This window comes from Streptomyces clavuligerus, from assembly GCF_005519465.1.
Taxonomy (GTDB): Bacteria; Actinomycetota; Actinomycetes; order Streptomycetales; family Streptomycetaceae; genus Streptomyces; species Streptomyces clavuligerus.
In genome coordinates, this window is record NZ_CP027858.1 from 4,129,295 (window position 1) to 4,153,017 (window position 23,723).

A 23,723-nucleotide genomic window follows, 5' to 3' on the forward strand; every position below is an offset into this window, starting at 1 on the left:
CCGCCGCCGCTTGCGGCACGCGTCACATTCATCCCGGTGGGGACGCCCCCTGAAATCCCCTCCGCCGGTTCGGGGGCGCGGCGCAAGATCTAGCCTCTGGGGGCCCCGGACGGAGTCCGGGGGAGATTGAGGCGCGGGGGTTCGGGGGCCGGCCCCCGACGGCGAGCCCGGGCCTGCCCGGCCCCCTGCCCCCGGCCCGGGGGAACGGCGCGGGTTACCGTCGAAGGGTGAGTGACTGTCCCGTATCCGCATCCGCCCCCGGCCGGGGACCAGGCCAGGAACCAGGCAAGGGACCTGGTCAGGGGCCCGCCCCGGAACTCTTCAGCTGGGAGTTCGCGAGCGACCCCTACCCCGCCTACGCCTGGCTCAGGGAGAACTCCCCGGTCCACTGGACCAAGCTGCCGAGCGGGGTCGAGGCATGGCTCGTCACCCGCTACGACGACGCCCGCCAGGCCCTCGCCGACCAGCGGCTGTCCAAGAATCCGGCGCACCATGACGAGCCCGCGCACGCCAAGGGCAAAACCGGCATCCCGGGCGAACGTCAGGCCGAGCTGATGACCCATCTGCTCAATATCGACCCCCCGGACCACACCCGCCTCCGCCGTCTCGTCTCCAAGGCGTTCACCCCGCGCCGGGTCGCCGCCTTCGCCCCCCGGGTGCAGGAGCTGACGGACCGGCTGATCGACGGCTTCGCGGAACGGGGCGAGGCCGACCTCATCCATGAGTTCGCGTTCCCGCTGCCCATCTACGCGATCTGCGATCTGCTCGGCGTCCCCCCGGAGGACCAGGACCAATTCCGGGACTGGGCCGGAATGATGATCCGTCACGGCGGCGGCCCGCGCGGCGGTGTCGCCCGTTCCGTCAAGAAGATGCGCGGCTATCTGCTGGAGCTGATCCACCGCAAGCGCGCCTCCCTCACCGACGAGGGCGCCGACGACCTGATCTCGGGTCTGATCCGGGCCAGTGACCACGGCGAGCACCTCACCGAGAACGAGGCCGCCGCCATGGCCTTCATCCTGCTCTTCGCGGGGTTCGAGACCACCGTCAATCTGATCGGCAACGGCACCTTCGCCCTGCTGCGCCACCCGGAGCAGCGCGAGCGGCTCCAGCGCTCCCTCGCGGCGGGCGAGAGCGGGCTGCTGGAGACCGGGGTGGAGGAGCTGCTCCGCCACGACGGGCCGGTGGAGATGGCGACCTGGCGGTTCGCCACCGAACCGCTGGTGATCGGGGGGCAGCGGATAGCGGCGGGCGATCCGGTGCTGGTGGTGCTCGCCGCCGCCGACCGCGATCCGGAGCGGTTCGGCGAACCGGATGTCCTGGACCTTGCGCGGCGTGACAATCAGCACCTCGGCTACGGGCACGGCATCCACTACTGCCTGGGCGCGCCGCTCGCCCGGCTGGAGGCGCAGACCGCGCTGGCGACCCTCTTCACCCGCCTTCCCGAGCTGCGGCTCTCGGTCGATCCGTCCGAATTGCGCTGGCGCGGCGGCCTGATCATGAGGGGACTTCGGACCCTCCCCGTCACGTTCTCTCCCGCCCCGCGCCACGCGGAAATTGATGGCGTGTCAGGATCGTGATATTCGCGTGATCTCCGCTGCATCGACTTGTGACTGATGTTCGACTGCCGCTACGTTCACCCCGTCTCAGCAGTCTCGCGAAAGGCAACCGCATGCTCTCCGGGAATGGTCGACATCGCCGACCCCGTCAGGCTCCGGCTCTCGTCGTCGCGGCAGGAGTGACGGGCTCGGCCATCGCGCTCCCGCTTCTGGGCGCGGGTTCGGCGACGGCGGCCGACTCCGCCGTCTGGGACCGGGTCGCCGAGTGCGAGAGCGGGGGCGCCTGGAGCGCCGACACCGGCAACGGCTACTACGGCGGCCTCCAGATGTCGCAGCAGACCTGGGAGGCGTACGGCGGTCTGGAGTACGCCTCGGGCCCGGACCTCGCGAGCCGTTCGCAGCAGATAACCGTGGCCGAGAAGGTCCTGGCGGCCGAGGGCGCCAAGGCGTGGGCCTCGTGCGCCGGGATGGCCGGTCTGGCCGTCCCGGGCGCCGACGCCGCCCCGAAGAAGGCCACGGGCGCCACCGAGGACGCCGCGCCGTCCGGCGCGCGCTCCGGCGGCGCCGACGCCGACAGCGGGCCGTCCGGGAAGGCGCGGGCGGGGGACGCGGCCCCGTCGGCCGCCGCCGGGAAGGACAAGGGCGCCACGGACCGGAACGCGGAGCAGGGGTCCCCGGCTCCCGCCCGCACCCAGGGCGTGGGCAACGGCACCGACAGCGCCCCGGCGGCGGGGAAGGGCACGCCCGCTCCGACCGGCGGCGGCAAGCACCGGGGCGCGCCCGCCGAGGAGTCCGCCGCGCGGGCGGAGAAGACGGCGGGGACGGCCGACCGGGACGGGACGGCGGGGCAGGACGCGGCGTCCGCCCCGGCCGCCGGGTCCACCGCGTCCGAGGCGGCGACCGCCGACACCGGCGCGGCGCCCCAGGACCGCGCCACCGGCACCGCCGACCGCCCCTCGCGCGCCGGTGAGGCCCGTACGGAGCTGACGGCGGACACCGCCGCCACCGCCGCCGACAGGGCCACGGCCGCCGGTGCGGCGGACACCTCTCCCTCCTCGTACACGGTCCAGCCCGGCGACAGCCTCTCCGTCATCGCGGCGGAGAAGGACGTCGACGGCGGCTGGAACTCCCTGTACGAGCGGAACAAGGACACCGTCGGTGCCGATCCGGACCTCATCCACCCTGGTCAGAGCCTGGATCTGGAGAACGCCCAGCAGTAGTTGTGTCGGGGTTTGTCCTGGTTTGCAGAAATGAGACAAGGGTCTCTTTGCGAAAACGGGCGAACCCCGCGCAGCGGAATCTCGGATTCCAGCCCCCACCTGCGGAAACGAAGGTATCCGGAGTGGCGAGATGGGCGATTTTTCCTCGATGTTCTCCTTTGAACATCAGGAAGAGCTGTGATTCGGTCTGAACCGCTCGCCACAGCGGGCACCAACGACCGTCACGCCGAATCCTGCCGTCGGTCGGGGGGCATCAGTCGACGCGCAGAGCGCCGAAGGCAGGAGCGGGGGACCCAAGGTAAGCGCCGGTCCCGGTCGCTGACGGACGGTTCGGTGCACGAGGAGTGCGCCGGAACCGGACGCCGGTGGGCCGACCGGCTTGGGGTGGAGCCGCGCGCAAGGACGCGCGGCCGGGCAACTCACACGGCCCGAACCCGACAGCTCACCTCGTAGGCGTCGGTGAGGAGACCTCCATGCTGTTTTCCGGCAAGGGCAAGCACCGTCGTCCCACGGCCCTCAACCGTGCCACCCGTATCGTCGCGTTCGCCGGTGTGACCGGTGCCGCCGTCGCCGCCCCGCTGGCCGGTGCGAGCACCGCCACCGCCGCCACCGCCGCCGAGTGGGACAAGGTCGCCCAGTGCGAGTCCGGCGGCAACTGGTCCATCAACACCGGCAACGGCTACTACGGCGGCCTCCAGTTCTCGACCTCCACCTGGGCCGCGTACGGCGGTACCGCCTACGCCCCGACCGCCGACAAGGCCACCAAGGCGCAGCAGATCGCCATCGCCGAGAAGACCCTCGCGGGTCAGGGCAAGGGCGCCTGGCCGAAGTGCGGTGTGGGCCTGTCCAACACCCCGTACGGCAGCGCCGCCCCGGCCCCGGCCCAGCCCAAGCCGCAGCAGCAGGCGCCGAAGCAGGTGCAGCAGGCCCCGAAGCAGCAGACCGCCCCGGCGCCGCAGCAGCGCGCCGAGGCCCCGACCACCCGTTCCGTGGAGCGCACCGCCCCGGCCCCGGTCCAGCAGGCGCCGCAGCAGGCCGCCCCGCAGACCCAGGCCCCGGCCAAGGGCTTCCTGAAGGGTGACGGCGAGTACGAGGTCAAGGCCGGTGACACCCTCAGCTCCATCGCCGAGGACCACAAGGTCAAGGGCGGCTGGCAGAAGCTGTTCCAGCTCAACGAGGACATCGTCGACAACGCCGACGTGATCTACGTGGGTCAGCAGCTCCACCTGCGCTGAGCCCCGCCCTCCCCCGATGCCCCGGGAAGCCCCGGGTGACGGACCGCCCCGGTCCGGTGCGCTTCCCCCCGTGCGCGCCGGACCGGGGCTCTGTCATGTCCGGGCCCCTGGCCCGGCCAGGGGCCCGGCGCCGCAGCTCCCGGGAATCGCTACTCGGCAGTAGCTATGCAGCGGTCTGCCCCGCTCTGCTCTACTTCTTTACCTTTTTCGTCCCAGCGGGCGGGCATCCGCCCGGATGGACCCCGCCCGCCGGTTAGGCTCTTGTCGCAAGGCCAACGGAGCCCTGCACCCATGCGTCACATCCCAGAAGGAGATGCTCGTGCCGTCCATCGACGTCGTCGTAGCCCGGGAAATCCTGGACTCCCGAGGCAACCCCACGGTCGAGGTCGAGGTTGGCCTCGACGACGGCAGCACGGGTCGTGCCGCCGTTCCGTCCGGTGCCTCCACCGGTGCCTTCGAGGCCATCGAGCTCCGCGACGGTGACCCGAACCGTTACCAGGGCAAGGGTGTCGAGAAGGCCGTCCTCGCCGTCATCGAGCAGATCGGCCCGGAGCTGGTCGGCTACGACGCCACCGAGCAGCGCCTGATCGACCAGGCGATGTTCGACCTGGACGCCACCGAGAACAAGGGCTCCCTCGGCGCCAACGCCATCCTGGGTGTCTCCCTCGCCGTGGCCCACGCCGCCTCCGAGGCGTCCGACCTGCCGCTCTTCCGCTACCTCGGCGGCCCGAACGCGCACCTGCTGCCCGTTCCGATGATGAACATCCTCAACGGTGGCTCCCACGCGGACTCCAACGTCGACATCCAGGAGTTCATGATCGCCCCGATCGGCGCGGAGTCCTTCTCCGAGGCCCTGCGCTGGGGCACCGAGGTCTACCACACCCTCAAGAAGGTCCTGAAGCAGAAGGGCCTGGCCACCGGCCTCGGCGACGAGGGCGGCTTCGCCCCGAACCTGGACTCCAACCGCGCCGCCCTGGACCTGATCCTTGAGGCGATCAAGGAGGCCGGTTACGTCCCGGGCAAGGACATCGCGCTGGCGCTCGACGTCGCCGCCTCCGAGTTCTACAAGGACGGCGTCTACGAGTTCGAGGGCAAGCCCCTCTCCGCGGCCGAGCTGACCGAGTACTACGAGGAGCTGGTCGCGGCCTACCCGCTCGTCTCCATCGAGGACCCGCTCTTCGAGGACGACTGGGCCGGCTGGAAGGTCCTCACCGACAAGCTGGGCACCAAGGTCCAGATCGTCGGCGACGACCTCTTCGTCACCAACCCGGAGCGCCTGGCCCGCGGCATCGAGGAGGGCTCCGCGAACGCCCTGCTCGTCAAGGTCAACCAGATCGGTTCGCTGACCGAGACCCTGGACGCCGTGGAGCTGGCCCAGCGCAACGGCTTCAAGTGCATGATGTCCCACCGCTCCGGCGAGACCGAGGACGTCACCATCGCCGACCTGGCCGTCGCCACCAACTGCGGCCAGATCAAGACCGGCGCCCCGGCCCGCTCCGAGCGCGTGGCCAAGTACAACCAGCTCCTGCGCATCGAGGAGATCCTGGACGACGCGGCCGTCTACGCGGGCCGCAGCGCGTTCCCCCGCTTCAAGGGCTGACCGCCCCGGGAGCCGATGGCCGGACGGACCGGGGAAGATCCCCGGGGCCGCCCGGCCCGGCTCCTGGCCCGTCGTACCGGCGTCCCCGGCCGCGGTCCCGTACCGTGTCCGGGGACGCGTCCGCGTCCGCGTCCCCGGACACGACAGGGGACGCCGCCCGGTGCGAGCGAACAAACGCGAGCGAGCAAAGCGGCGAAACCGGCGGAAGCGGCGGAAGCGGCGAACAGGGGAGGCGGGATACGAATGGCCGGGAAGAACCGCGACCGGTTCTCCACCGCGACCAGGCTGCGGCTGATCGGTGAGCAGACCGCCGCCCGGGTGTACCGCTCCCAGAACCGGCGCCAGGCCCGCCGCTCCCGGCTCACGGGCCGCGCCGCCTTCCTCGCGCTCGTCGTCTGCTCGCTGGTGGTCGCCCTCGCGTACCCGATGCGGCAGTACATCGCCCAGCGCGGCGAGATGGCCGAGCAGCGGGAGAGAATGGCGGAGGCCGAGCGCGCGGTCGAACAGCTCCGGGACGAGAAGGCCCGGCTCCAGGACGACCGTTATATCCGGCGGCTGGCACGGGAGCATCTGCACTATGTGCTGCCGGGCGAGGCCGGATACACGATGATCGACCCCGGCGCCGAGCCCCGTGAGCGGCCCGGGGACGACGTGGACGGCCGGGCCTGGTACTCCAGGGTCTGGGACGGCGTCGACAGCGCGGACCGCCGCTGAGCCGGACCTCCCCCCGGTCCACCACCCCGACCCGCCGCCGGACCGCCGGAGCGGCACCCCGGCGTCCGCCCCGGCGAAACCACCGAGACGAGCAGAGCCAAGGCAGGCATGGAAACCCCTCCTCCCCACACCGAACCGACCGAGCCGACCGAAGCGGACATCGCCGCCTTCAAGGAGCAGCTCGGCCGCCCGCCGCGCGGGCTGCGCGCGATCGCGCACCGCTGCCCCTGCGGGCAGCCGGATGTCGTCGAGACCGCGCCCCGGCTGCCCGACGGCACCCCGTTCCCGACGCTCTACTACCTGACCTGCCCCCGGGCCGCGTCCGCGATCGGCACGCTGGAGGCGAACGGGGTGATGAAGGAGATGTCGGAGCGGCTGGAGTCCGATCCGGAGCTGGCCGCGGCCTACCGGGCGGCGCACGAGGACTACATCGCCCGCCGCGACGCCATCGAGGTGCTGGCGGGCTTCCCCAGCGCGGGCGGCATGCCGGACCGGGTGAAGTGCCTCCATGTGCTGGTCGGCCACTCGCTGGCCGCGGGCCCCGGGGTCAACCCGCTGGGTGACGAGACCATCGCCATGCTCCCCGAGTGGTGGCGCAAGGGCCCCTGCGTCACGCCCTGCGAGCCGTCTTCCGCCGAGCCGTCCTCCGCTGAGCCGTCCGAGCCGTCCGAGCCGTCGCCCGGGCAGCCCTCCGCGTAGCCGCTCGCACAGCCGTCCGGGCTTTCGGGCTCTCGGGCTTTTCGGGCCGTCGCCCGTGCGGCCCCCGGGCTCCGGACCCGTACGCGCACCCCGTCCCGTCCTTCCGTCCTCCCCCTCCCAGGAGCCACGCCATGACCCGGGTCGCCGCCGTCGACTGCGGTACCAACTCCATCCGTCTGCTGGTCGCCGATGTGGACCCGCACGCGGGCACGCTGGCCGAGCTGGACCGCCGGATGACCATCGTCCGGCTCGGCCAGGGCGTCGACCGCACCGGCCGCTTCGCCCCGGAGGCGCTGGAGCGCACCTTCGCGGCCTGCCGGGAGTACGCGGCGGTCATCGCGGAGCTGGGCGCGGAGCGGGTGCTCTTCGTGGCGACGTCCGCCTCCCGGGACGTCTCCAACCGGGACGAGTTCGTCGCCGGGGTGCGCGGCATCCTCGGGGTGGACCCCGAGGTGATCAGCGGTGAGCTGGAGGCCGAGTTCTCCTTCACCGGCGCCACCCTGGAGCTGGCCGAGGGGCCCGGGGCCGAGGAGCGGCTGGTCGTGGACATCGGCGGCGGCTCCACCGAGTTCGTCGTCGGCCGGGAGCACGTCGAGGCGTCCCGTTCGGTGAACATCGGCTGTGTCCGGCTCACCGAGCGCCATGTGCGCAGCGACCCGCCCGCCGAGGCGGAGCTGGCGGCGGTCCGCGCCGATGTGGTGGCGGCGCTCGACACCGTCGAGGAGACCGTGCCGCTCCGGGGGGTGCGGACCCTGGTGGGCCTGGCCGGCTCGGTGACCACCGTGGCCGCGATCGCACTTGGCCTGGACCACTACGACCGGCAGGTCATCCACCGCTCCCGGATCTCGTACGAGCAGGTCGCGGCCGTCACCCGACGGCTGCTGGGCGCCACCCGCGAGGAGCGGGCCGCGATCTCCGTGATGCATCCGGGGCGGGTCGACGTCATTGTCTCGGGTGCGCTGATCCTCCTCACGATCATGGAGCGGATCGGTGCCGCCGAGGTGATCGTCAGCGAGAACGACATCCTGGACGGCATCGCGCTCCGGGCCGCGGAGGACCCCGCTCCGGTGGACTGAACCCCCGCCGGACGGCACCTCGGAGAGCCCCGCGAAGCAAGTTCGTGAAGTTCTTCACAAGGAAAAGGCCCCTGATGGGTGCCGCGAAAGGACAAAAGGCCCGCTCCTGGGGGCCATTCGGCCCCAGGGGTGGGGGGCGGGACGGTCACCGGCACATGTCAGCCGTGTGAACGGCGCCGGTGGTTCATATGTAAAGAACGGTTAAGTGCCAGCTCACAGGCCATGTCGGGGCGCTGGAGGGGGTGGTGGTTCACCCGCTCGGGCGCCTCTTCGGCGCCAAAAGCGGCGCAGTTTAGCACGGGTCACCCAACAACATGTGAAGGGGCTCACGAGCACCCCTCCACAGGGGGGTGGATACTCGATGGCATGAGCACCACGGAGCGTCCCAGGATCCTCGTAGTAGGCGGTGGGTACGTAGGCCTGTACGCGGCGCGCCGCATTCTGAAGAAGATGCGGTACGGCGAAGCGACCGTCACGGTCGTGGACCCGCGCTCGTACATGACGTACCAGCCCTTCCTCCCCGAAGCCGCCGCCGGCAGCATCTCGCCCCGGCATGTCGTCGTCCCGCTGCGACGCGTGCTGCCCAAGGCGGAGGTGCTCACCGGCCGGGTCACCACCATCGACCAGGACCGCAAGGTCGCCACCGTCGCGCCGCTCGTCGGCGAGGCGTACGAGCTGCCCTTCGACTACCTGGTGATCGCCCTCGGCGCGGTCTCCCGTACCTTCCCGATCCCCGGCCTCGCCGAGCAGGGCATCGGTATGAAGGGCGTCGAGGAGGCCATCGGGCTGCGCAACCATGTGCTCGAACAGCTCGACAAGGCCGACTCCACGACCGATGAGGAGGTCCGCCGCAAGGCGCTGACCTTCGTCTTCGTGGGCGGTGGCTTCGCCGGCGCGGAGACCATCGGCGAGGTGGAGGACCTGGCGCGCGACGCCGCGAAGTACTACCGGAGTGTGAAGCGCGAGGACATGCGCTTCATCCTGGTCGACGCCGCCGACAAGATCCTTCCCGAGGTGGGCCCCAAGCTCGGCCAGTACGGCAAGGAGCACCTTGAGGGCCGCGGCATCGAGATCTACCTCCAGACCTCGATGGACTCCTGCGTCGACGGGCACGTGGTGCTCAAGAACGGCCTGGAGGTCGACGCCAACACCGTCGTCTGGACCGCCGGTGTGAAGCCGAACCCGGCGCTCGCCCGCTTCGGTCTGCCGCTCGGCCCGCGCGGCCACGTGGACACCCAGACCACGCTTCAGGTGCAGGGCAGCGACTACATCTGGGCCGCGGGCGACAACGCCCAGATCCCGGACGTGGCCGCCCGCAAGGCCGGTGTCGAGAACGCCTGGTGCCCGCCGAACGCCCAGCACGCGCTGCGCCAGGCCAAGGTCCTCGGCGACAACGTCGTCTCCGGTATGCGGGGCTTCCCGCAGACGGAGTACAGCCACGCCAACAAGGGCGCGGTCGCGGGCCTCGGTCTGCACAAGGGCGTCGCGATGATCGTCATGGGCAAGATGAAGATCAAGGTCCGCGGCCGTCTCGCCTGGTACATGCACCGTGGCTACCACGGCATGGCCATGCCGACCTTCAACCGTAAGATCCGGGTCTTCGCCGACTGGACGCTCGGCATGTTCCTCAAGCGCGAGGTCGTCTCGCTCGGCGCGATCCACGCCCCGCGCGAGGAGTTCTACGAGGCCGCCAAGCCCGCCCCGGCCGTCGCCGCCCCGGCGCCGGAGAAGGCCAAGGCTTCCTGACCCCTGGCTCAGCCTGTCCGAAGGGCCGCCCGCCATCCGTGGTGCGGGCGGCCCTTCGGCGTACCCGGGGCCGGTCCGGGGCGGCCCTCCCGCGTGCCCGGGGCCCGGGCGGGAGCGCGCTGCGGCCGGGCGGCGACCGGCGGGGGGTGCGCCGGGGCCGCGTGGCGACCGGGTCCGGGGCCCCGGTCCGGAACCGTCCGGGGCGGCCCTCCCGCGCACCCGGCTCCGCTCCGGGACCGTCCGGGAGCGGGCCCCTTCGGCCGGTGGGATCGCCGCCGTGCGGGCGGACCATGGAGCAAACCGTGCGGTAACGGGCGAACGCGGGGAAGTACCCACCGTGCGCGACGTGTCCTGGGCGGACCCCGGCAGGTCGGAACACCCGCATCGACCGACCCCACCCGGAGGTGTGCCCCATGGCCGACGCCGCAGCGCGGTTGACGAACCTCGTCGAAGAGCTGTTCGGTACCCCCTTCCCGCTCCGGCTGCGGACCTGGGACGGCTCCACGGCCGGACCCCCCGGCGGCCCCGTGCTCGTGGTCCGCCACCGGCGGGCCCTGCGGCGGCTGCTCTGGCGGCCCGGGGAGGTCGGCCTGGCCCGGGGCTGGGTCGCCGGGGAACTCGACGTCGACGGCGACCTCTACACCGCGCTCGACCAGCTCACCGCCTTCGCCGCGCGGCGGCGCGGAACGATCGGCCTCTCCCCGCGCGACCCCCGGCAACGCGCCGCCCTGCGCGCCCTGATCGGCCTGGCCGGTCTGCTGCCCCCGCCACCCCCGCCCCCCGAGGAGGTCCGCCGCTCCGCGGGCGTCTCCCACACCCGGCGCCGCGACCGGGCCGCCATCAGCCACCACTACGACGTGGGCAACGAGTTCTACGCGCTCGTCCTCGGCCCGTCCATGGTCTACTCCTGCGCCTACTGGGACACCGCGACCGTCACCGCCCCCGACGGGAGCCGCACCGGCTTCACCCTGGAGGACGCCCAGCGCGCCAAGCTGGACCTGGTCTGCCGCAAACTCGACCTCCAGCAGGGCATGCGGCTGCTCGACGTGGGCTGCGGCTGGGGCTCCATGGCCCTGCACGCTGCCCGGGAGTACGGCGTCCGCGTCACCGGGGTCACCCTCTCCCGCGAGCAGGCCGACCACGCCCGCAAACGCGTCGCCGACGCCGGGCTCGCCGACCGCGTCGAGATCCGCGTCCAGGACTACCGGGACGTCCGGGACGGCCCCTACGACGCCGTCTCCTCCATCGGCATGGCCGAACACGTGGGCGCAGCCCCCTATCTGGAGTACGCCCGGCAGCTGCGCGCGCTGCTGCGGCCCGGCGGACGGCTGCTCAACCACCAGATCGCGCGCCGCCCCGAGCGGGCGGGGTCGGTCTACCAGGTGGACGAGTTCATCGACCGCTATGTCTTCCCCGACGGGGAGCTGTCCCCGCTCGGCAGCACCGTCTCGGCCCTGGAGCGCGCGGGCTTCGAGGTGCGCGACGTGGAGTCGATCCGGGAGCACTACGCCCTCACCCTGCGGCGCTGGGTGGCCCGGCTGGAGGACGGGTGGGAGCGGGCCGTCGTCCTCGCCACCCCCGGGCGGGCCAGGGTCTGGCGGCTCTACATGGCCGCGTCCGCGCTCGCCTTCGAACACGGCCGGATCGGGGTCAACCAGGTCCTGGCCGTGAACACCCCGCCCGGCGGCGCCTCGGGCCTGCCGCTGCGCACCCGCACCTGGACGGGTTGAGCCGGGCCCCGTCCGCCGCCCTCTGCCGGTCCGGTCCGCCGCCCCTCGCCGGCCGGGAGGCGTCCGTCCCCGTCGGGGAGGGAGCCGCGGCCCCGGCCCTCTTGGGGAAAGGCGCCCGGTCCCTCCCCGGAAAGGCACCCGGACCCTTCCCGGGAAGGGCGCCCGGTCCCTTCCCGGGAACCGGCCCCTCCGGGAAGTCCTCCCGGAAGCCCGTCTCGGAAACCGGAAGCCCTTCCCGGAAAAGGGATGAGCCCCGTGGCGGGGAGACGTGCTCCCTGCCACGGGGCTCCAGCCGCGGGGACGGCGCTGAGCGCGACGGCGTCCGCCCGGGTCGCCGTCCCGGCCGGCCGTGACTACTCGGTCTTGATCGCCGTCAGCATGTTCAGCCGGGCGGCGCTGCGGGCGGGCCACAGCGAGGCGAGCACGCCCACGACTCCGGCGAGCAGCAGGAAGATACCGATCCGGTCCCACGGGATCACCAGGGCGTACCCCGGGATCTCGCTCTTGATGGTCTCGCCGATGGCCCAGCCGAGGAAGCTGCCGAGCGCGATGCCGATGGTGGCTCCGAAGAGCGAGATCACCACGGCCTCCAGCCGGATCATGCGCTTGACCTTGCCCCGGTCCAGACCGATGGCCCGCAGCATGCCGATCTCGCGCTGACGCTCGAAGACGGACATCGCCAGGGTGTTGACGACCCCGAGCACCGCGATGATCAGGGCCATCGCCAGCAGCCCGTACATGATGTTCAGCATCGTGTTGATCATGCCGCCGAACATGTCGCGGATGTCCTGCTTGCCCATCACGTTCATGCCGGGGTTGTTCCCGAGGGCGTCGACCAGGGCCTGCTCGTTGGCGGAGGTCTCGCCGCCGTCCATGGCGACCAGGATGTTCTGGATGTACGGCTTTGACTCGTAGGGAGCGACCAGGTCGGTCGAGACCAGGATCGACGACAGCATCTCGTTGTTCTCGTAGACCGCGCCGACGGTGAGCTTCTTCGTCTCGGCCGTGCGGGCGTCGCCGTCCTTCTCGAAGGTCACCGGCAGGACGTCACCGGTCTTCCACCCCTTGTCCTCGGCGGTCTCCTCAGAGATGGCGATCCGGCCGTCGGCGAGGGAGCCGATGGAGCCGGAGACGGTCTTCAGGGCGGCGACCTTCTCGATGGCGCCGGGGGTGACCGCCGCGGCGGCCTCCATCGAGCCCTCGATCTTCAGATCGGCCATCTGGGCCGGGGAGACGGCGGTGACGCCGGGGGCCTTCTCCAGCGCGGTGACCGCCGAGCGGTCCAGCGGGCCGTTGTTGGCCATCATGACCATGTAGTCAGCACGGATGTTCTCCGTGGTCGCCTTGTCGATGGCCTGGCCGACGGTGACCCCGATGACGGTGAGACCGGTGACCAGCGTGAGGCCGATCGCCAGCGCGGAGGCGGTGGCGCCGGTGCGGCGCGGGTTGCGGACCGCGTTCTGCCGGGCCAGCTTGCCCGAGACGCCGAACAGCTTGTCCAGCACCGGGCGGAGCAGCGCGATCACCGGCCGGGAGAGCAGCGGGATCAGCACGATCACCCCGATGAGGGCGAGGAAGGCGCCGAGACCGATCATCATCCGGCCGTCGGACGCACCGGCCGCGGCTCCGGCGAGGACCGCCACGAGGCCCGCCAGCGTGAGCACGGCGCCGATGGAGTTCCGGATGACCAGGGACTTGGTGTTCTCGGGGAGGTGGGCGCTGCCCATGGCGGCGACCGGGGCGATCTTCGCGGCGCGGCGGGCCGGCAGATAGGCGGCCACCACGGTGATCAGCACACCGACGGCGAGCGCGGCGAGGACGGCGGCGGAGGAGATGATCAGCGGGCCGTTCGGGATCTCCACCCCGAAGGAGCCCAGGCCGCTGCGGAGCGCGGTGGCGAGGCCGAGACCGAGGACGAAGCCGATGGCGGAGGCGACCGTGCCGACGACCGCGGCCTCCAGGATCACCGAGCGCCGCACCTGGCTGCGGGAGGCGCCGACGGCGCGCAGCAGGGCCAGTTCCTTGGTGCGCTGGGCGACGAGCATGGAGAAGGTGTTGGCGATCAGGAAGATCCCCACGAAGAGCGCGATGGCGGCGAAGCCGAGCAGCATCTGGCTCATGCCGCTCATCTCGCGTTCGATCATCTCGGCCTGCTCGTCGGCGAGGACCTGGGCGGTCTTGGCGTCGGCGCCCTTCGGCAGCACCTTCTCGACCCCGGCGAGGATCTTCTCCTGGTCGGCCCCGGCGGCGCCGGCCACGGTGATCCCGTCGAAGACCCCGGGCTGGAGGTAGAGCTTCTGGGCCTCGGCGGTGTCGAAGAGCACCAGGCTGCCGCCCGTGGTCACGGCGCCGTCGTCGGTGGTGAAGACGCCGGAGAGGGTGTACTCGCGCACCGGGCCGTTGGTGGCGACGCGCACGGTGTCGCCGATCGTGTACTCGCCCTTCCGCGCGCTCTCCTTGTCCAGGGCGATCTGGCCCGCCTTCGCCGGGCCGGTGCCCTGGACGAAGTCGTAGGCGGCGTCCTCGCCGTCCGTGCCCGGGAAGTAGTTGGAGCCCTTGGCGCCCCAGTCGCTGCCGATCAGCTTGCCGTCCTGGTCGGCGACGGCGGCGAAGCCGCCCACGCGGCCGGTGGCCTCGGCGACGCCGTCGACCGCGTCGATCCGCTTCAGGGTGGCGTCGCTGAGGCCGCCCCGGACGGTTTCGCCGCCGTCCTCACGGCTGGGGCTGGTGACCGCCACGGCGACGTTGTCGAAGCTCTTGGCGGACTGCTTGTTGAAGGCGTTGCCGAGGGTGTCGGTGAAGACCAGGGTGCCGGAGACGAAGGCCACGCCGAGCATCACGGCGAGCACGGTCATCAGCAGTCTGGCCTTGTGCGCGAGCACATTGCGCAGGGCGGTACGGAACATGTCGATTCAAGTCCTGGGTCGGTGGCGGTCGTGCCGGGCCGGGCGGGCCCCGAGGGTCCGGAGAGGTGCTGGGCGGGGTCGGCTCAGCTCGTCCGGCCCTTGGCGTCGAACGCCTTCATGCGGTCGAGCACCGCGTCGGCGGTGGGGTGCTCCATCTCGTCGACGATCCGGCCGTCCGCCAGGAAGACCACCCGGTCGGCGTAGGAGGCGGCGACGGGGTCGTGGGTGACCATCACCACGGTCTGGCCCAGCTCGCGCACCGAGTTGCGGAGGAAGCCGAGGACCTCGGCGCCGGAGCGGGAGTCCAGGTTTCCGGTGGGCTCGTCACCGAAGATGATCTCCGGCTGGGAGGCGAGGGCGCGGGCGACGGCGACGCGCTGCTGCTGACCGCCGGAGAGCTGCGTGGGCCGGTGGCTCAGCCGCCCGGAGAGCCCGACCATCTCGATCACGGAGTTCAGCCACCGGCGGTCGGGCTTGCGGCCGGCTATGTCCATCGGGAGCGTGATGTTCTCCAGCGCGGTGAGCGTGGGGAGCAGGTTGAACGCCTGGAAGATGAAGCCGATCTTGTCCCGGCGGAGCTGGGTGAGCTGCTTGTCCTTGAGGGAGCCCAGCTCGGTCTCGCCGATCCGGACGGAGCCCGAGCTGAAGCTGTCGAGCCCGGCGACGCAGTGCATCAGGGTCGACTTGCCGGAGCCCGAGGGCCCCATGATCGCGGTGAACTCGGCCTGCCGGAAGTCGACGCTGACCCGGTCCAGGGCCACCACCTGGGTCTCGCCCTCCCCGTACACCTTGGACAGTTCCGTGGCGCGGGCGGCCACGGCGGTGGCGCGGTGTGCGATGGGCATGGTGGTCACGGGGGCACTCCTGTTCGGGCGGGTCGATCCGGGGACCCGGGGGCGGCCACTGCGGGAGGCCGTCTCCGAGGACACACACCATCCTGTCCTTGTTCCGGGCGGGGATCGTCAGCCCCCGTGCCCGTTCCCGGGGCCCCCTTTGGTCGCACCAGGAGCGGCGATCATCCTCCTTGGGTATGACGGTGCCCCTGAGGGCGGAAAGGGGACGGGGCGCTCCGGAGCGTCGTCACTCTTCGCTGCGGTGTCCGGGGGCGCGGGCGCCGCCCTCGATCCGGTGAGCGTCGCGTGGCTGTTCGGTGGAGGCCGGGTGCCGACCGCGTGTGCGGGGTGCGGAGAGAGGGCGGACGCGTCCGAAGCCGACTCGGTTGCGACGAGTTTCCGTCATTCGCGTGCGGGGGTCGTGACGCCCGGCGTTCGCCATGGAACGCCTTGTGATCCTCTTCCACCTGGGCTGACGCACCCTCAAGCGGCAATAAAATAAGACAACATCGGGCCACGGGCCGCCGGGCGAGTCGATCTCCCCGGATAGGCTCATGTGCTTACGCGGAGCCACGCTCCTGGCCCGGATGGTGGAATGCAGACACGGCGAGCTTAAACCTCGCTGGCCTTCATGGCCGTGCCGGTTCGAGTCCGGCTCCGGGCACTCTCCGTAACGAGAGCGGGACGCCGGGTAGTTGAATGCTTGACATTCAAGATCGCCTCATCGTCGCACCCCGCGGCCCCCGCGCGCCACCCCTGACGAGCCCCCGATCCCCCCTGATCCACCCCTGATCCACCCCCGATCCGGCCCCGAGACCCGCGCCCCGGGATCTCCGCCCCCCTCCTCGTGACGCATCCGAGGAGACACCCCGGCCGCTCCCCGCGGCCCCGGACACCCCGGCCGCCCGTCCGGCCGAACGGCGACACGCCCCACCCGGACCCGTCCGCGACCGGCGCCCCGCGTCCGGGCAGGCGGCATGGCCGGAAACGTATGCCAGGTCACAATCGGGAAAGATCCTCCCTCAGCACTAGGCTTCTTCCTTTGCGCCCCTATTACTCTTGACGCAAGGCCGCGCACGGCGGCCATGGAGGAGTGAGATGAGGAGCAGTAACCCGGTCTTCTCGCGACGGGGTTTCAGCCGCGACAACGGCATTGCGGGCTTCAACGCGCAGCAGCAGGCCGGGAGCCCTGTCGCCGGTAACCCCTATGCCCAGGGCGCGGCCAACCCGTACGCCACCAACCCGTACGCACCTGCCGACACCCAGCTCGGCGCGGCCCAGGCCCCCGCCCACCGGGTGATGACGATCGACGACGTCGTGGCGCGTACCGCGATGACGCTCGGCACGGTCGTCGTCACCGCGATGCTCGCGTGGTTCCTGCTGCCCGTCGACAAGGACAACCTCGGCCAGTCCTACGGCATCGCCATCGGTGCCGCGCTGGTCGCGATGGTGCTGGCGCTCGTCCAGTCCTTCAAGAGCAAGCCGGTCCCGGCGCTGATCCTGACGTACGCGGCCTTCGAGGGCGTCTTCCTCGGCGTGCTGTCCAACACGGTGTCCACCCACATCGCGCCCGGCGCGGTCACGCAGGCGGTGCTCGGCACGATGGCGGTCTTCGCCGGTGTGCTCATCGCCTACAAGATGCGCTGGATCCGGGTGAACCGGCGCTTCGCCGGCTTCGTCAGCGCCGCCGCGATCGGCTTCGTCCTGCTGATGGCGGTCAACCTGCTCGTCGCCGTCATCGGCGGCGGCGACGGCCTGGGCCTGCGCTCCGGCGGCCTCGGCATCCTCTTCGGCGTGCTCGGTGTCGTCCTCGGCGCCTGCTTCCTCGCCCTGGACTTCAAGCAGGTCGAGGACGGGCTGACCTACGGCGCCCCGCGTGAGGAGTCCTGGCTCGCCGCCTTCGGCCTCACGCTGACCCTGGTCTGGATCTACCTGGAGATGCTGCGTCTGGTCTCCATCCTCCAGGGCGACGACTGACCCCTGGACGAGGCCGGTCCGGCCGACCGAACGGAGGGAGGGCCCGCAGGCACAGTGCCTGCGGGCCCTCCGCCGTCTCCGGAGCCCCGGTCGGGCCCGCCCGGGCGCGGCCATGGCTACAGCAGCTTGCGGGCGGCTCGCCTCAGATCGTGCTCGTGGATGATCGCCTTGGCGTACCCGTGCGACAGGTCGTGTTCGCCACGGAGCCAGCTGACCTTCTCCTCGAAGCGGGTGAGGGACGGCCCATCGTCGACGGCACGCAGCCAGTCGGAGATCTCACGACCGGTGCATTGGGGGATGCGGGCGAGGAGGTTGCGGTGGGTCTCTTCGGAGAAGACTGGGGACATCGGCGCCTCCGGACGCGTTGCGCGTGTGCTCCTTCCCGCCACCGTGCCCGAGCACGGACGTATTGGCAACACTCCACGTCCGTTGCATAGGGTCGTGCTGTGCTGGATACGACCGATCTGACGACCGCCGTCGAACGCCTCGCCGACCGGCTGCGGGCCGCCCCGCAGAGCCGTCTCGCCCGGGGGGCCGCGACGGAGGGACTGGAGCTGGCCAGGGAGTTGGCACGCCGTGCCCAGCTCGCCGAGAACCCCGGCGAAATCCCGCTGATCATGCCCGACGCGGGCATGTTCGCTGTGGCAGATCAAGTGACTGTGGCCGGAATGGATTTGGCGGAGGCGCTGCGGACGGCGTCATTCGGGGGCGCGGAAGCCACCGAGAGCGCCCGGGACGCCCGGCGCGCGGCGGAACTGGCCGAGGCGGTCGAGCTGGTACGGGCGGCGGCGGAGCGCGCGGGGCTGTAGGCCGGAGCGCGCGCGTCCGGCCGGATGCGCGGGGGCGCGCCGGGCCTCGGGCGGAGGGCCGGACCCCGGGCGGAGACCCTGCGGCCTCAGTGGGAGACGACGACCCGGTCCGCCAGGAGATAGACGGTGTCCTCGCCGCAGACGAAGGTCAGGGCGTACGCGCCGGAGATCGTGGAGCCGCCCAGCAGAGCGGGCGTCCGACCCAGCCGCAGGGCGTCGGCGAGCTGCTCGGCGGTCTCCCGGTGGCCCGGGGTCACACAGAGCGTCGTCCCGTCCGCGAAGACATAGACATCGAGCGTGCCCAGCGGCCCCGGCCGCACATCGGCCAGCGCGGTACGGGCGCTCGCCAGCTCCTCCAGCCGGGCCACCGTCTGCTCGTGATCGCTGACGACGGGGGACCGGTCCGGCACGAAGTCCGGGTGCGAGGGGTGGCGGCGCCGGGCGGCGGCCAGCTCGGGGGAGTCCTCGGCGGACTCCGTCACGGCGGCGAGATCGGCGGCGAGGTCGGCCGCCAGCTCCGCGCGCTCCTCCCGGAGCTGGATCTCCAGCTCGGCCTGCTCCTCCAGGGCCTGGACGGGCTCCGGGTCCAGGGACTCCAGACCGACGAAGTCGCTCTGCCGGGGCACATAGAACGGCAGCTCCTCGCCGGACAGGTCGTCCGTGACACCGACGAGCGGCGCGGCGGACGGCTCCCCGCCGAACCGGGCGGACGACTCCGCCGCGTCCCGGCTCTCCTGCGCGGCCCAGAAGGCGCGCGCCTCGGCCAGCTCCCGTTCGCGCTCCTCGGCGAGCGCCTCGGCGACGGCCGCGCGTATCTCCTCGACGGGGGTCTGCCGTGCGGCGGGCACGAGGGGCAGTGTGCCCGACCCGGTCGCCCGGCCGAGTTCACGGCGGAGCGCCGCCAGCTCCTCGCGGAGGCCGCGGGCACCGTGGAGAGCGGCGGCACCGACGACGGTGGCGGCGGCCGTGGTCAGCAGCAGGACCAGAGACAGAGCGCTCACTGACGTACTCCCGGTTCGATCGACACCCCGACTTCCTACCTCAGCTTGAGGCGTGTGGGGACCCCACCGTCAGTGCAATACGTCACCGGGTCAGGAGGACTTTTGTCCTGGGCTTTACCAATGAGGGGGTTTGACCAGGGGAAACGTCACTCCCCCAGGGGTATCGAACCCCTGGGGGAGTCATGGCCACCACGTGATGAACCGACCTGCCGGCTCAGCCACCCGTGTCTGCGGCCCTCCGCTGCGACTCAGCTCAGCCGCTCGTGTCTGTGGTCGCGCCGAGCTTCGCCTCCGCTGCCGCTCAGCTCAGCCGCTCGTGTTTGTGGTCGCGCTGAGCTTCGCCTCCGCTGCGGGCAGGTCCCGCCCTCGTCCCTCGGGCGACCCCTACCCTCCGCTACCGCTCAGCTCAGCCGCTCGTGTCTGTGGTCGCGCTGAGCTTCGCCTCCGCTGTGGGCAGGTCCCGCCCTCGTCCCTCGGGCGACCCCTACCCTCCGCTACCGCTCAGCTCAGCCGCTCGATGACCATCGCCATGCCCTGGCCGCCGCCCACGCACATCGTCTCCAGGCCGAACTGCTTGTCGTGGAACTGGAGGCTGTTGATCAGGGTGCCGGTGATCCGGGCACCGGTCATGCCGTAGGGGTGGCCCACGGCGATCGCGCCGCCGTTCACGTTCAGCCGGTCGAGGTCGATGCCCAGATCGCGGTAGGAGGGGATCACCTGCGCGGCGAACGCCTCGTTGATCTCGACGAGGTCGATGTCGCCGATGGTCATCCCGGCGCGGGCGAGCGCCTGCTCGCTGGCCTCGACCGGGCCGTAGCCCATGATCTCGGGGGAGAGCGCGGAGACCCCGGTGGAGACGATCCGGGCGAGCGGGGTGAGCCCCAGCTCCCGGGCCTTGGTGTCGCTCATGATGACGAGCGCGGCGGCGCCGTCGTTCAGCGGACAGCAGTTCCCGGCGGTGATCAGGCCGTCCGGCCGGAACACCGGCTTCAGCCCCTCGACGCCCGCCAGGGTGACCCCGGCCCGGGGGCCGTCGTCCTTGCTGACGACCGTGCCGTCCGGGGTGGTGACGGGGGTGATCTCCCGCTCCCAGAAGCCGTTCGCGAGGGCCTGCTCGGCGAGGTTCTGCGACCGTACGCCGAACTCGTCCATCTCGCGCCGGGTGACCCCCTTGAACCGGGCCAGGTTCTCGGCGGTCTGCCCCATCGCGATGTACGCGTCCGGGAGCTGCCCGTCCTCGCGCGGGTCGTGCCAGGAGTCCGCCCCGCCCTCGGCGACCTTGGCGGTGCGCGCCTGGGCCTCGGCGAAGACCGGGTTCTGGGTGTCGGGCAGTCCGTCGGACGAGCCCTTGTTGAAACGGGAGACCATCTCGACACCGGCCGAGATGAAGACGTCGCCCTCGCCCGCCTTGATCGCGTGCAGCGCCATCCGCGAGGTCTGGAGCGAGGAGGAGCAGTACCGCGTGATCGTGCAGCCGGGCAGCCGGTCCAGGCCCATCCGCACGGCCACGATGCGGCCCAGGTTGTACCCCTGCTCCCCGCCGGGCAGGCCGCAGCCCAGCATGAGGTCGTCGATGTCGGCGGGGTCGAGCGCGGGGATCTTGTCGAGTGCCGCCCGGATGATGGTCGCGGTCAGCTCGTCCGCCCTCAACTCCTTCAGTGAGCCCTTGAAGGCCCGTCCGATGGGGGAGCGGGCGGCGGAAACGATGACGGCTTCGGGCATCACGGCTCCAGGGGTGGAGAGGGTGGACTGGGTGGGAAGTTACCTGTAAGTAGCCTCGGGGTCACGGGGTGCCGGGTGTGATGCGGACCTCAATTCTAAGCGACCGCTCAGTCCTGCGGGAGGTGTACGCCGCCGTCCGCCGCCCCGGAGGAGCCCTCACCCACCGCCTCCCCGTCCCAGACAGGCAGCCGCCTGCGGCGTCTCCGCTTGAGCAGGGCCCATGGCGCGCGGGCGGCGGTGACCTCGGTGCCCGCCTCCTGCGCCGCCTCGGCCGCCGCCTGCGCCACCGGCAGCACCCCCTCGTCCCGCGCGGCCTCCGGGCGGTCCGACTCGGGCCACACGCCGAGCGCCGCGCAGACCGTCGGCAGCATCGCCATCGCGGCGGTGGCGTACCCCTCCGCCGAGGGGTGGTAGCTGTCCGCCCCGAACATCTCCCTCGGGTTCGCCGCGAACTCGGGCCCCAGCAGATCCCCCAGCGAGACGGTCCGGCCGCCCTGCTCGACCACCACGATCGTCTGGGCCGCCGCGAGCTGCCGGGAGACCCGCCGGGCCAGCCAGCGCAGCGGCTGGTACACGGGCTCGATCGTGCCCAGGTCGGGGCAGGTGCCCACGACGACCTCGGCTCCCGCCGTGCGCAGCCTCCGCACCGCCGCCGCCAGATGGCGCACCGACTCGGTCGGCGGCATCCGATGGGTGACGTCGTTCGCGCCGATCATGAGGACGCAGATGTCGGGACGGCGGGAGGCGTCCGCGAGCAGCAGCCGCACCTGCCGGTCCAGATCGTCCGAGCGGGCCCCGGGCAGGGCCACGTTGCGGACCTCCACCGGCCGTTCGACGACCGCCGCGAGCCCGGAGGCCAGCAGGGCGCCCGGGGTCTGCCCGGCCCGGCGCACCCCCTGCCCCGCCGCCGTCGAGTCGCCCAGTATCCCCAGGAGCAGCGGGTCCCTGCGGCCGAAGGCCAGCCCGTACAGCCCCTCGCCCCGGGGCGGCACGGGGGCGGCCACTCCGGCCACCGACCGTTTGGCCAACTGCACCTCGGCGAGGACCACCCCGACGGTGGCCACTCCGAGCAGCCCGATGCCGCCGCCTCCGTACGCCGCGCCCGCCGCGATCCGCCGTGCCACTCTCGCCCTCGACACCGCCCCGCCTCCTCTCCCGGTGACCGACCGGCCGGTCATGACCGGCCGCCCCTGGCCGACCGGCCCGGCAGCGGCCGGTTATGCCAGTCGGTCATGAGCTGACTGCCCCGAAGGCGCCGTAGCCCAATCCCGGCCACGGTCCGCATACGCTGACCGCATTCACTACGGAGACCCCGGAGAATCATTGTGCGCATTCACGACTCGATGATCGATCTTGTCGGTAATACCCCGCTCGTGCGGCTGAACGGCGTCACGGAGGGCATCCAGGCGACCGTGCTCGCGAAGGTCGAGTACTTCAACCCCGGAGGCTCGGTCAAGGACCGTATCGCGCTGCGCATGATCGAGGCGGCCGAGCGGAGCGGCGAGCTGCGGCCGGGCGGCACGATTGTCGAGCCCACCAGTGGGAACACCGGCGTCGGACTGGCGATCGTGGCCCAGCGCAAGGGCTACAAATGCGTCTTCGTCTGCCCGGACAAGGTGTCCACGGACAAGATCAACGTACTGCGGGCCTACGGCGCCGAGGTGGTCGTCTGCCCCACCGCCGTGGACCCCGAGCACCCCGATTCGTACTACAACGTCTCCGACCGGCTGGTCAAGGAGATCCCCGGGGCCTGGAAGCCGGACCAGTACTCCAACCCGAACAACCCCCGTTCGCACTACGAGACGACCGGCCCCGAGCTGTGGGAGCAGACCGAGGGGAGGATCACCCACTTCGTCGCGGGCGTGGGCACCGGCGGCACCATCAGCGGCACCGGGCGCTACCTCAAGGACGTCAGCGACGGGGCGGTCACGGTCGTCGGAGCCGACCCCGAGGGCTCTGTATACAGCGGCGGCTCGGGCCGCCCCTACCTCGTCGAGGGCGTCGGCGAGGACTTCTGGCCGACGGCGTACGACCGGACGGTGGCGGACGAGATCGTCCCCGTGTCCGACAAGGACTCGTTCCAGATGACCCGGCGGCTGGCCCGCGAGGAGGGGCTGCTCGTCGGCGGCTCCTGCGGGATGGCCGTCGTCGCCGCGCTGCGGGTCGCCGAGCGGCTCGGCCCGGACGACGTGGTCGTCGTCCTGCTCCCGGACAGCGGGCGCGGCTACCTCTCCAAGATCTTCAACGATGAGTGGATGGCCGACTACGGCTTCCTGGAGGAGGCCGGTCCGTCCGCGTCCGTCGGCGATGTGCTCCGCCACAAGGAGGGCGGGAAGATCCCCAGCCTGGTGCACATGCACCCGGAGGAGACCGTCGGCGAGGCCATCGAGGTGCTGCGCGAGTACGGCGTCTCCCAGATGCCGATCGTCAAGCCGGGCGCCGGGCACCCCGATGTGATGGCCGCCGAGGTCATCGGCTCGGTCGTCGAGCGGGAGCTGCTGAACGCCCTCTTCCACCGGCGCGCCCACCTCGTCGACCCGCTGGAGAAGCACATGAGCGCCCCGCTGCCGCAGGTCGGCTCGGGCGAGCCGGTCGAGGACCTGATGACCGTCCTCAGCTCGGTCCCGGGCGCGGACGCGGCGATCGTGCTGGTGGAGGGCAAGCCCACCGGGGTGGTGAGCCGCCAGGACCTGCTGGCGTTCCTCGCCGACAACGGGAAGTGACCCGCCGGGCCACCGGGTCCCGGCCCGGTGGCCCGATCCGGTCACGGTGACGGACGAGCGCCCTGGGCGGAAAACCGCTGCTCCGCCCCTTCGCGCCGTTCGCGGAAACGGTACGCGCGTGTCACGTTCGCGCAGCACCGCCTTAACACGGAGCGGGCACAGTGGTGAGTGTCGGC

At 71.8% G+C, this 23,723-nt stretch carries 18 protein-coding genes, 1 tRNA gene and 1 riboswitch; of the genes, 13 read left to right on the forward strand and 6 right to left on the reverse strand.

Annotated elements, in window-relative coordinates; genetic code table 11:
- Nucleotides 1-227 precede the first annotated feature (227 nt).
- From CRV15_RS17370 to CRV15_RS17415, 9 genes are all read left to right on the forward strand, one after another.
- On the forward strand, nucleotides 228-1,577 hold the full coding sequence (locus CRV15_RS17370; RefSeq protein ID WP_003957418.1) for a cytochrome P450 family protein: 1,350 nt from the start codon (nucleotides 228-230) through the stop codon (nucleotides 1,575-1,577).
- A 158-nt stretch (nucleotides 1,578-1,735) separates the two neighbouring features.
- Nucleotides 1,736-2,776, forward strand: coding sequence for a LysM peptidoglycan-binding domain-containing protein (locus CRV15_RS17375; protein WP_009996400.1), 1,041 nt, complete (start codon nucleotides 1,736-1,738; stop codon nucleotides 2,774-2,776).
- 260 nt (nucleotides 2,777-3,036) lie between these two features.
- Nucleotides 3,037-3,247, forward strand: a riboswitch (cyclic di-AMP (ydaO/yuaA leader).
- A 2-nt stretch (nucleotides 3,248-3,249) separates the two neighbouring features.
- Nucleotides 3,250-4,011, forward strand: a complete 762-nt coding sequence (locus CRV15_RS17380) for a LysM peptidoglycan-binding domain-containing protein (protein WP_003957420.1) — start codon at nucleotides 3,250-3,252, stop codon at nucleotides 4,009-4,011.
- A gap of 313 nt (nucleotides 4,012-4,324) precedes the next feature.
- Nucleotides 4,325-5,611: a phosphopyruvate hydratase gene (gene eno, locus CRV15_RS17390; protein ID WP_029182945.1), complete on the forward strand. Its 1,287-nt coding sequence runs from the start codon at nucleotides 4,325-4,327 to the stop codon at nucleotides 5,609-5,611.
- 243 nt (nucleotides 5,612-5,854) lie between these two features.
- Complete coding sequence (locus CRV15_RS17395; protein WP_003960729.1) at nucleotides 5,855-6,325, forward strand: FtsB family cell division protein; 471 nt, start codon at nucleotides 5,855-5,857, stop codon at nucleotides 6,323-6,325.
- A 108-nt stretch (nucleotides 6,326-6,433) separates the two neighbouring features.
- Nucleotides 6,434-7,024 carry a DUF501 domain-containing protein gene (locus CRV15_RS17400; protein ID WP_003957425.1) on the forward strand — a complete coding sequence of 197 codons (591 nt, stop codon included), beginning with the start codon at nucleotides 6,434-6,436 and terminating at the stop codon, nucleotides 7,022-7,024.
- Between the two features lie 131 nt (nucleotides 7,025-7,155).
- Nucleotides 7,156-8,100 (forward strand): Ppx/GppA phosphatase family protein, encoded by a 945-nt coding sequence (locus CRV15_RS17405; RefSeq protein WP_003957426.1) that lies wholly within the window; start codon nucleotides 7,156-7,158, stop codon nucleotides 8,098-8,100.
- Nucleotides 8,101-8,466: 366 nt separating this feature from the next.
- Nucleotides 8,467-9,846, forward strand: a complete 1,380-nt coding sequence (locus CRV15_RS17410) for an NAD(P)/FAD-dependent oxidoreductase (protein WP_003960728.1) — start codon at nucleotides 8,467-8,469, stop codon at nucleotides 9,844-9,846.
- A gap of 413 nt (nucleotides 9,847-10,259) precedes the next feature.
- Nucleotides 10,260-11,576: an SAM-dependent methyltransferase gene (locus tag CRV15_RS17415; protein WP_003957428.1), complete on the forward strand. Its 1,317-nt coding sequence runs from the start codon at nucleotides 10,260-10,262 to the stop codon at nucleotides 11,574-11,576.
- Between the two features lie 353 nt (nucleotides 11,577-11,929).
- On the opposite strand, the gene CRV15_RS17425 is transcribed toward CRV15_RS17415, so the two are convergent.
- Together CRV15_RS17425 and CRV15_RS17430 are read right to left on the reverse strand one after the other, a co-directional pair.
- On the reverse strand, nucleotides 11,930-14,482 hold the full coding sequence (locus CRV15_RS17425; protein ID WP_003957430.1) for an ABC transporter permease: 2,553 nt from the start codon (nucleotides 14,480-14,482) through the stop codon (nucleotides 11,930-11,932).
- 83 nt (nucleotides 14,483-14,565) lie between these two features.
- A complete protein-coding gene (locus CRV15_RS17430; protein WP_003957431.1) occupies nucleotides 14,566-15,336 on the reverse strand; it encodes an ABC transporter ATP-binding protein in 771 nt (256 codons plus the stop codon).
- A 560-nt stretch (nucleotides 15,337-15,896) separates the two neighbouring features.
- Between CRV15_RS17430 and CRV15_RS17435 the strand changes: the two genes are divergently transcribed.
- Both CRV15_RS17435 and CRV15_RS17440 read left to right on the forward strand, forming a co-directional pair.
- A tRNA-Leu gene (locus CRV15_RS17435) sits at nucleotides 15,897-15,979 on the forward strand.
- 434 nt (nucleotides 15,980-16,413) lie between these two features.
- Nucleotides 16,414-17,292: a Bax inhibitor-1/YccA family protein gene (locus CRV15_RS17440; RefSeq protein WP_009996395.1), complete on the forward strand. Its 879-nt coding sequence runs from the start codon at nucleotides 16,414-16,416 to the stop codon at nucleotides 17,290-17,292.
- Nucleotides 17,293-17,408: 116 nt separating this feature from the next.
- Here CRV15_RS17440 and CRV15_RS17445 read toward each other — a convergent pair whose 3' ends face one another.
- Entirely contained in the window at nucleotides 17,409-17,639 is a 231-nt protein-coding gene (locus tag CRV15_RS17445; protein WP_003957433.1) for a DUF4287 domain-containing protein, read from the reverse strand.
- Nucleotides 17,640-17,738: 99 nt separating this feature from the next.
- On the opposite strand from CRV15_RS17445, the gene CRV15_RS17450 reads away from it, so the two are divergent.
- Nucleotides 17,739-18,101, forward strand: a complete 363-nt coding sequence (locus CRV15_RS17450; protein ID WP_003957434.1) for a hypothetical protein — start codon at nucleotides 17,739-17,741, stop codon at nucleotides 18,099-18,101.
- Between the two features lie 86 nt (nucleotides 18,102-18,187).
- Here CRV15_RS17450 and CRV15_RS17455 read toward each other — a convergent pair whose 3' ends face one another.
- From CRV15_RS17455 to CRV15_RS17465, 3 genes are all read right to left on the reverse strand, one after another.
- On the reverse strand, nucleotides 18,188-19,102 hold the full coding sequence (locus CRV15_RS17455) for a hypothetical protein (RefSeq protein WP_003960724.1): 915 nt from the start codon (nucleotides 19,100-19,102) through the stop codon (nucleotides 18,188-18,190).
- Between the two features lie 501 nt (nucleotides 19,103-19,603).
- Nucleotides 19,604-20,824, reverse strand: coding sequence for an acetyl-CoA C-acetyltransferase (locus CRV15_RS17460; RefSeq protein ID WP_003957436.1), 1,221 nt, complete (start codon nucleotides 20,822-20,824; stop codon nucleotides 19,604-19,606).
- A gap of 107 nt (nucleotides 20,825-20,931) precedes the next feature.
- Entirely contained in the window at nucleotides 20,932-21,963 is a 1,032-nt protein-coding gene (locus tag CRV15_RS17465; RefSeq protein WP_003957437.1) for an SGNH/GDSL hydrolase family protein, read from the reverse strand.
- A gap of 186 nt (nucleotides 21,964-22,149) precedes the next feature.
- Here CRV15_RS17465 and CRV15_RS17470 point away from each other — a divergent pair, with 186 nt between their 5' ends.
- The gene (locus CRV15_RS17470) at nucleotides 22,150-23,547 is read left to right on the forward strand and encodes a cystathionine beta-synthase (RefSeq protein ID WP_009996390.1); all 1,398 of its coding nucleotides are present in this window, start codon (nucleotides 22,150-22,152) and stop codon (nucleotides 23,545-23,547) included.
- The last annotated feature ends 176 nt before the right edge of the window (nucleotides 23,548-23,723 follow it).

Bases quoted from the DNA above. Each gene is read 5' to 3' on its own strand.
- CRV15_RS17380 (WP_003957420.1), top strand. From the start codon at position 3,250: ATGCTGTTTTCCGGCAAGGGCAAGCACCGTCGTCCCACGGCCCTCAAC.
- eno (WP_029182945.1), top strand. From the start codon at position 4,325: ATGCTCGTGCCGTCCATCGACGTCGTCGTAGCCCGGGAAATCCTGGAC.
- CRV15_RS17395 (WP_003960729.1), top strand. From the start codon at position 5,855: ATGGCCGGGAAGAACCGCGACCGGTTCTCCACCGCGACCAGGCTGCGG.
- CRV15_RS17400 (WP_003957425.1), top strand. From the start codon at position 6,434: ATGGAAACCCCTCCTCCCCACACCGAACCGACCGAGCCGACCGAAGCG.
- CRV15_RS17405 (WP_003957426.1), top strand. From the start codon at position 7,156: ATGACCCGGGTCGCCGCCGTCGACTGCGGTACCAACTCCATCCGTCTG.
- CRV15_RS17410 (WP_003960728.1), top strand. From the start codon at position 8,467: ATGAGCACCACGGAGCGTCCCAGGATCCTCGTAGTAGGCGGTGGGTAC.
- CRV15_RS17415 (WP_003957428.1), top strand. From the start codon at position 10,260: ATGGCCGACGCCGCAGCGCGGTTGACGAACCTCGTCGAAGAGCTGTTC.
- CRV15_RS17425 (WP_003957430.1), bottom strand. From the start codon at position 14,482: ATGTTCCGTACCGCCCTGCGCAATGTGCTCGCGCACAAGGCCAGACTG.
- CRV15_RS17440 (WP_009996395.1), top strand. From the start codon at position 16,414: ATGAGGAGCAGTAACCCGGTCTTCTCGCGACGGGGTTTCAGCCGCGAC.
- CRV15_RS17445 (WP_003957433.1), bottom strand. From the start codon at position 17,639: ATGTCCCCAGTCTTCTCCGAAGAGACCCACCGCAACCTCCTCGCCCGC.
- CRV15_RS17460 (WP_003957436.1), bottom strand. From the start codon at position 20,824: ATGCCCGAAGCCGTCATCGTTTCCGCCGCCCGCTCCCCCATCGGACGG.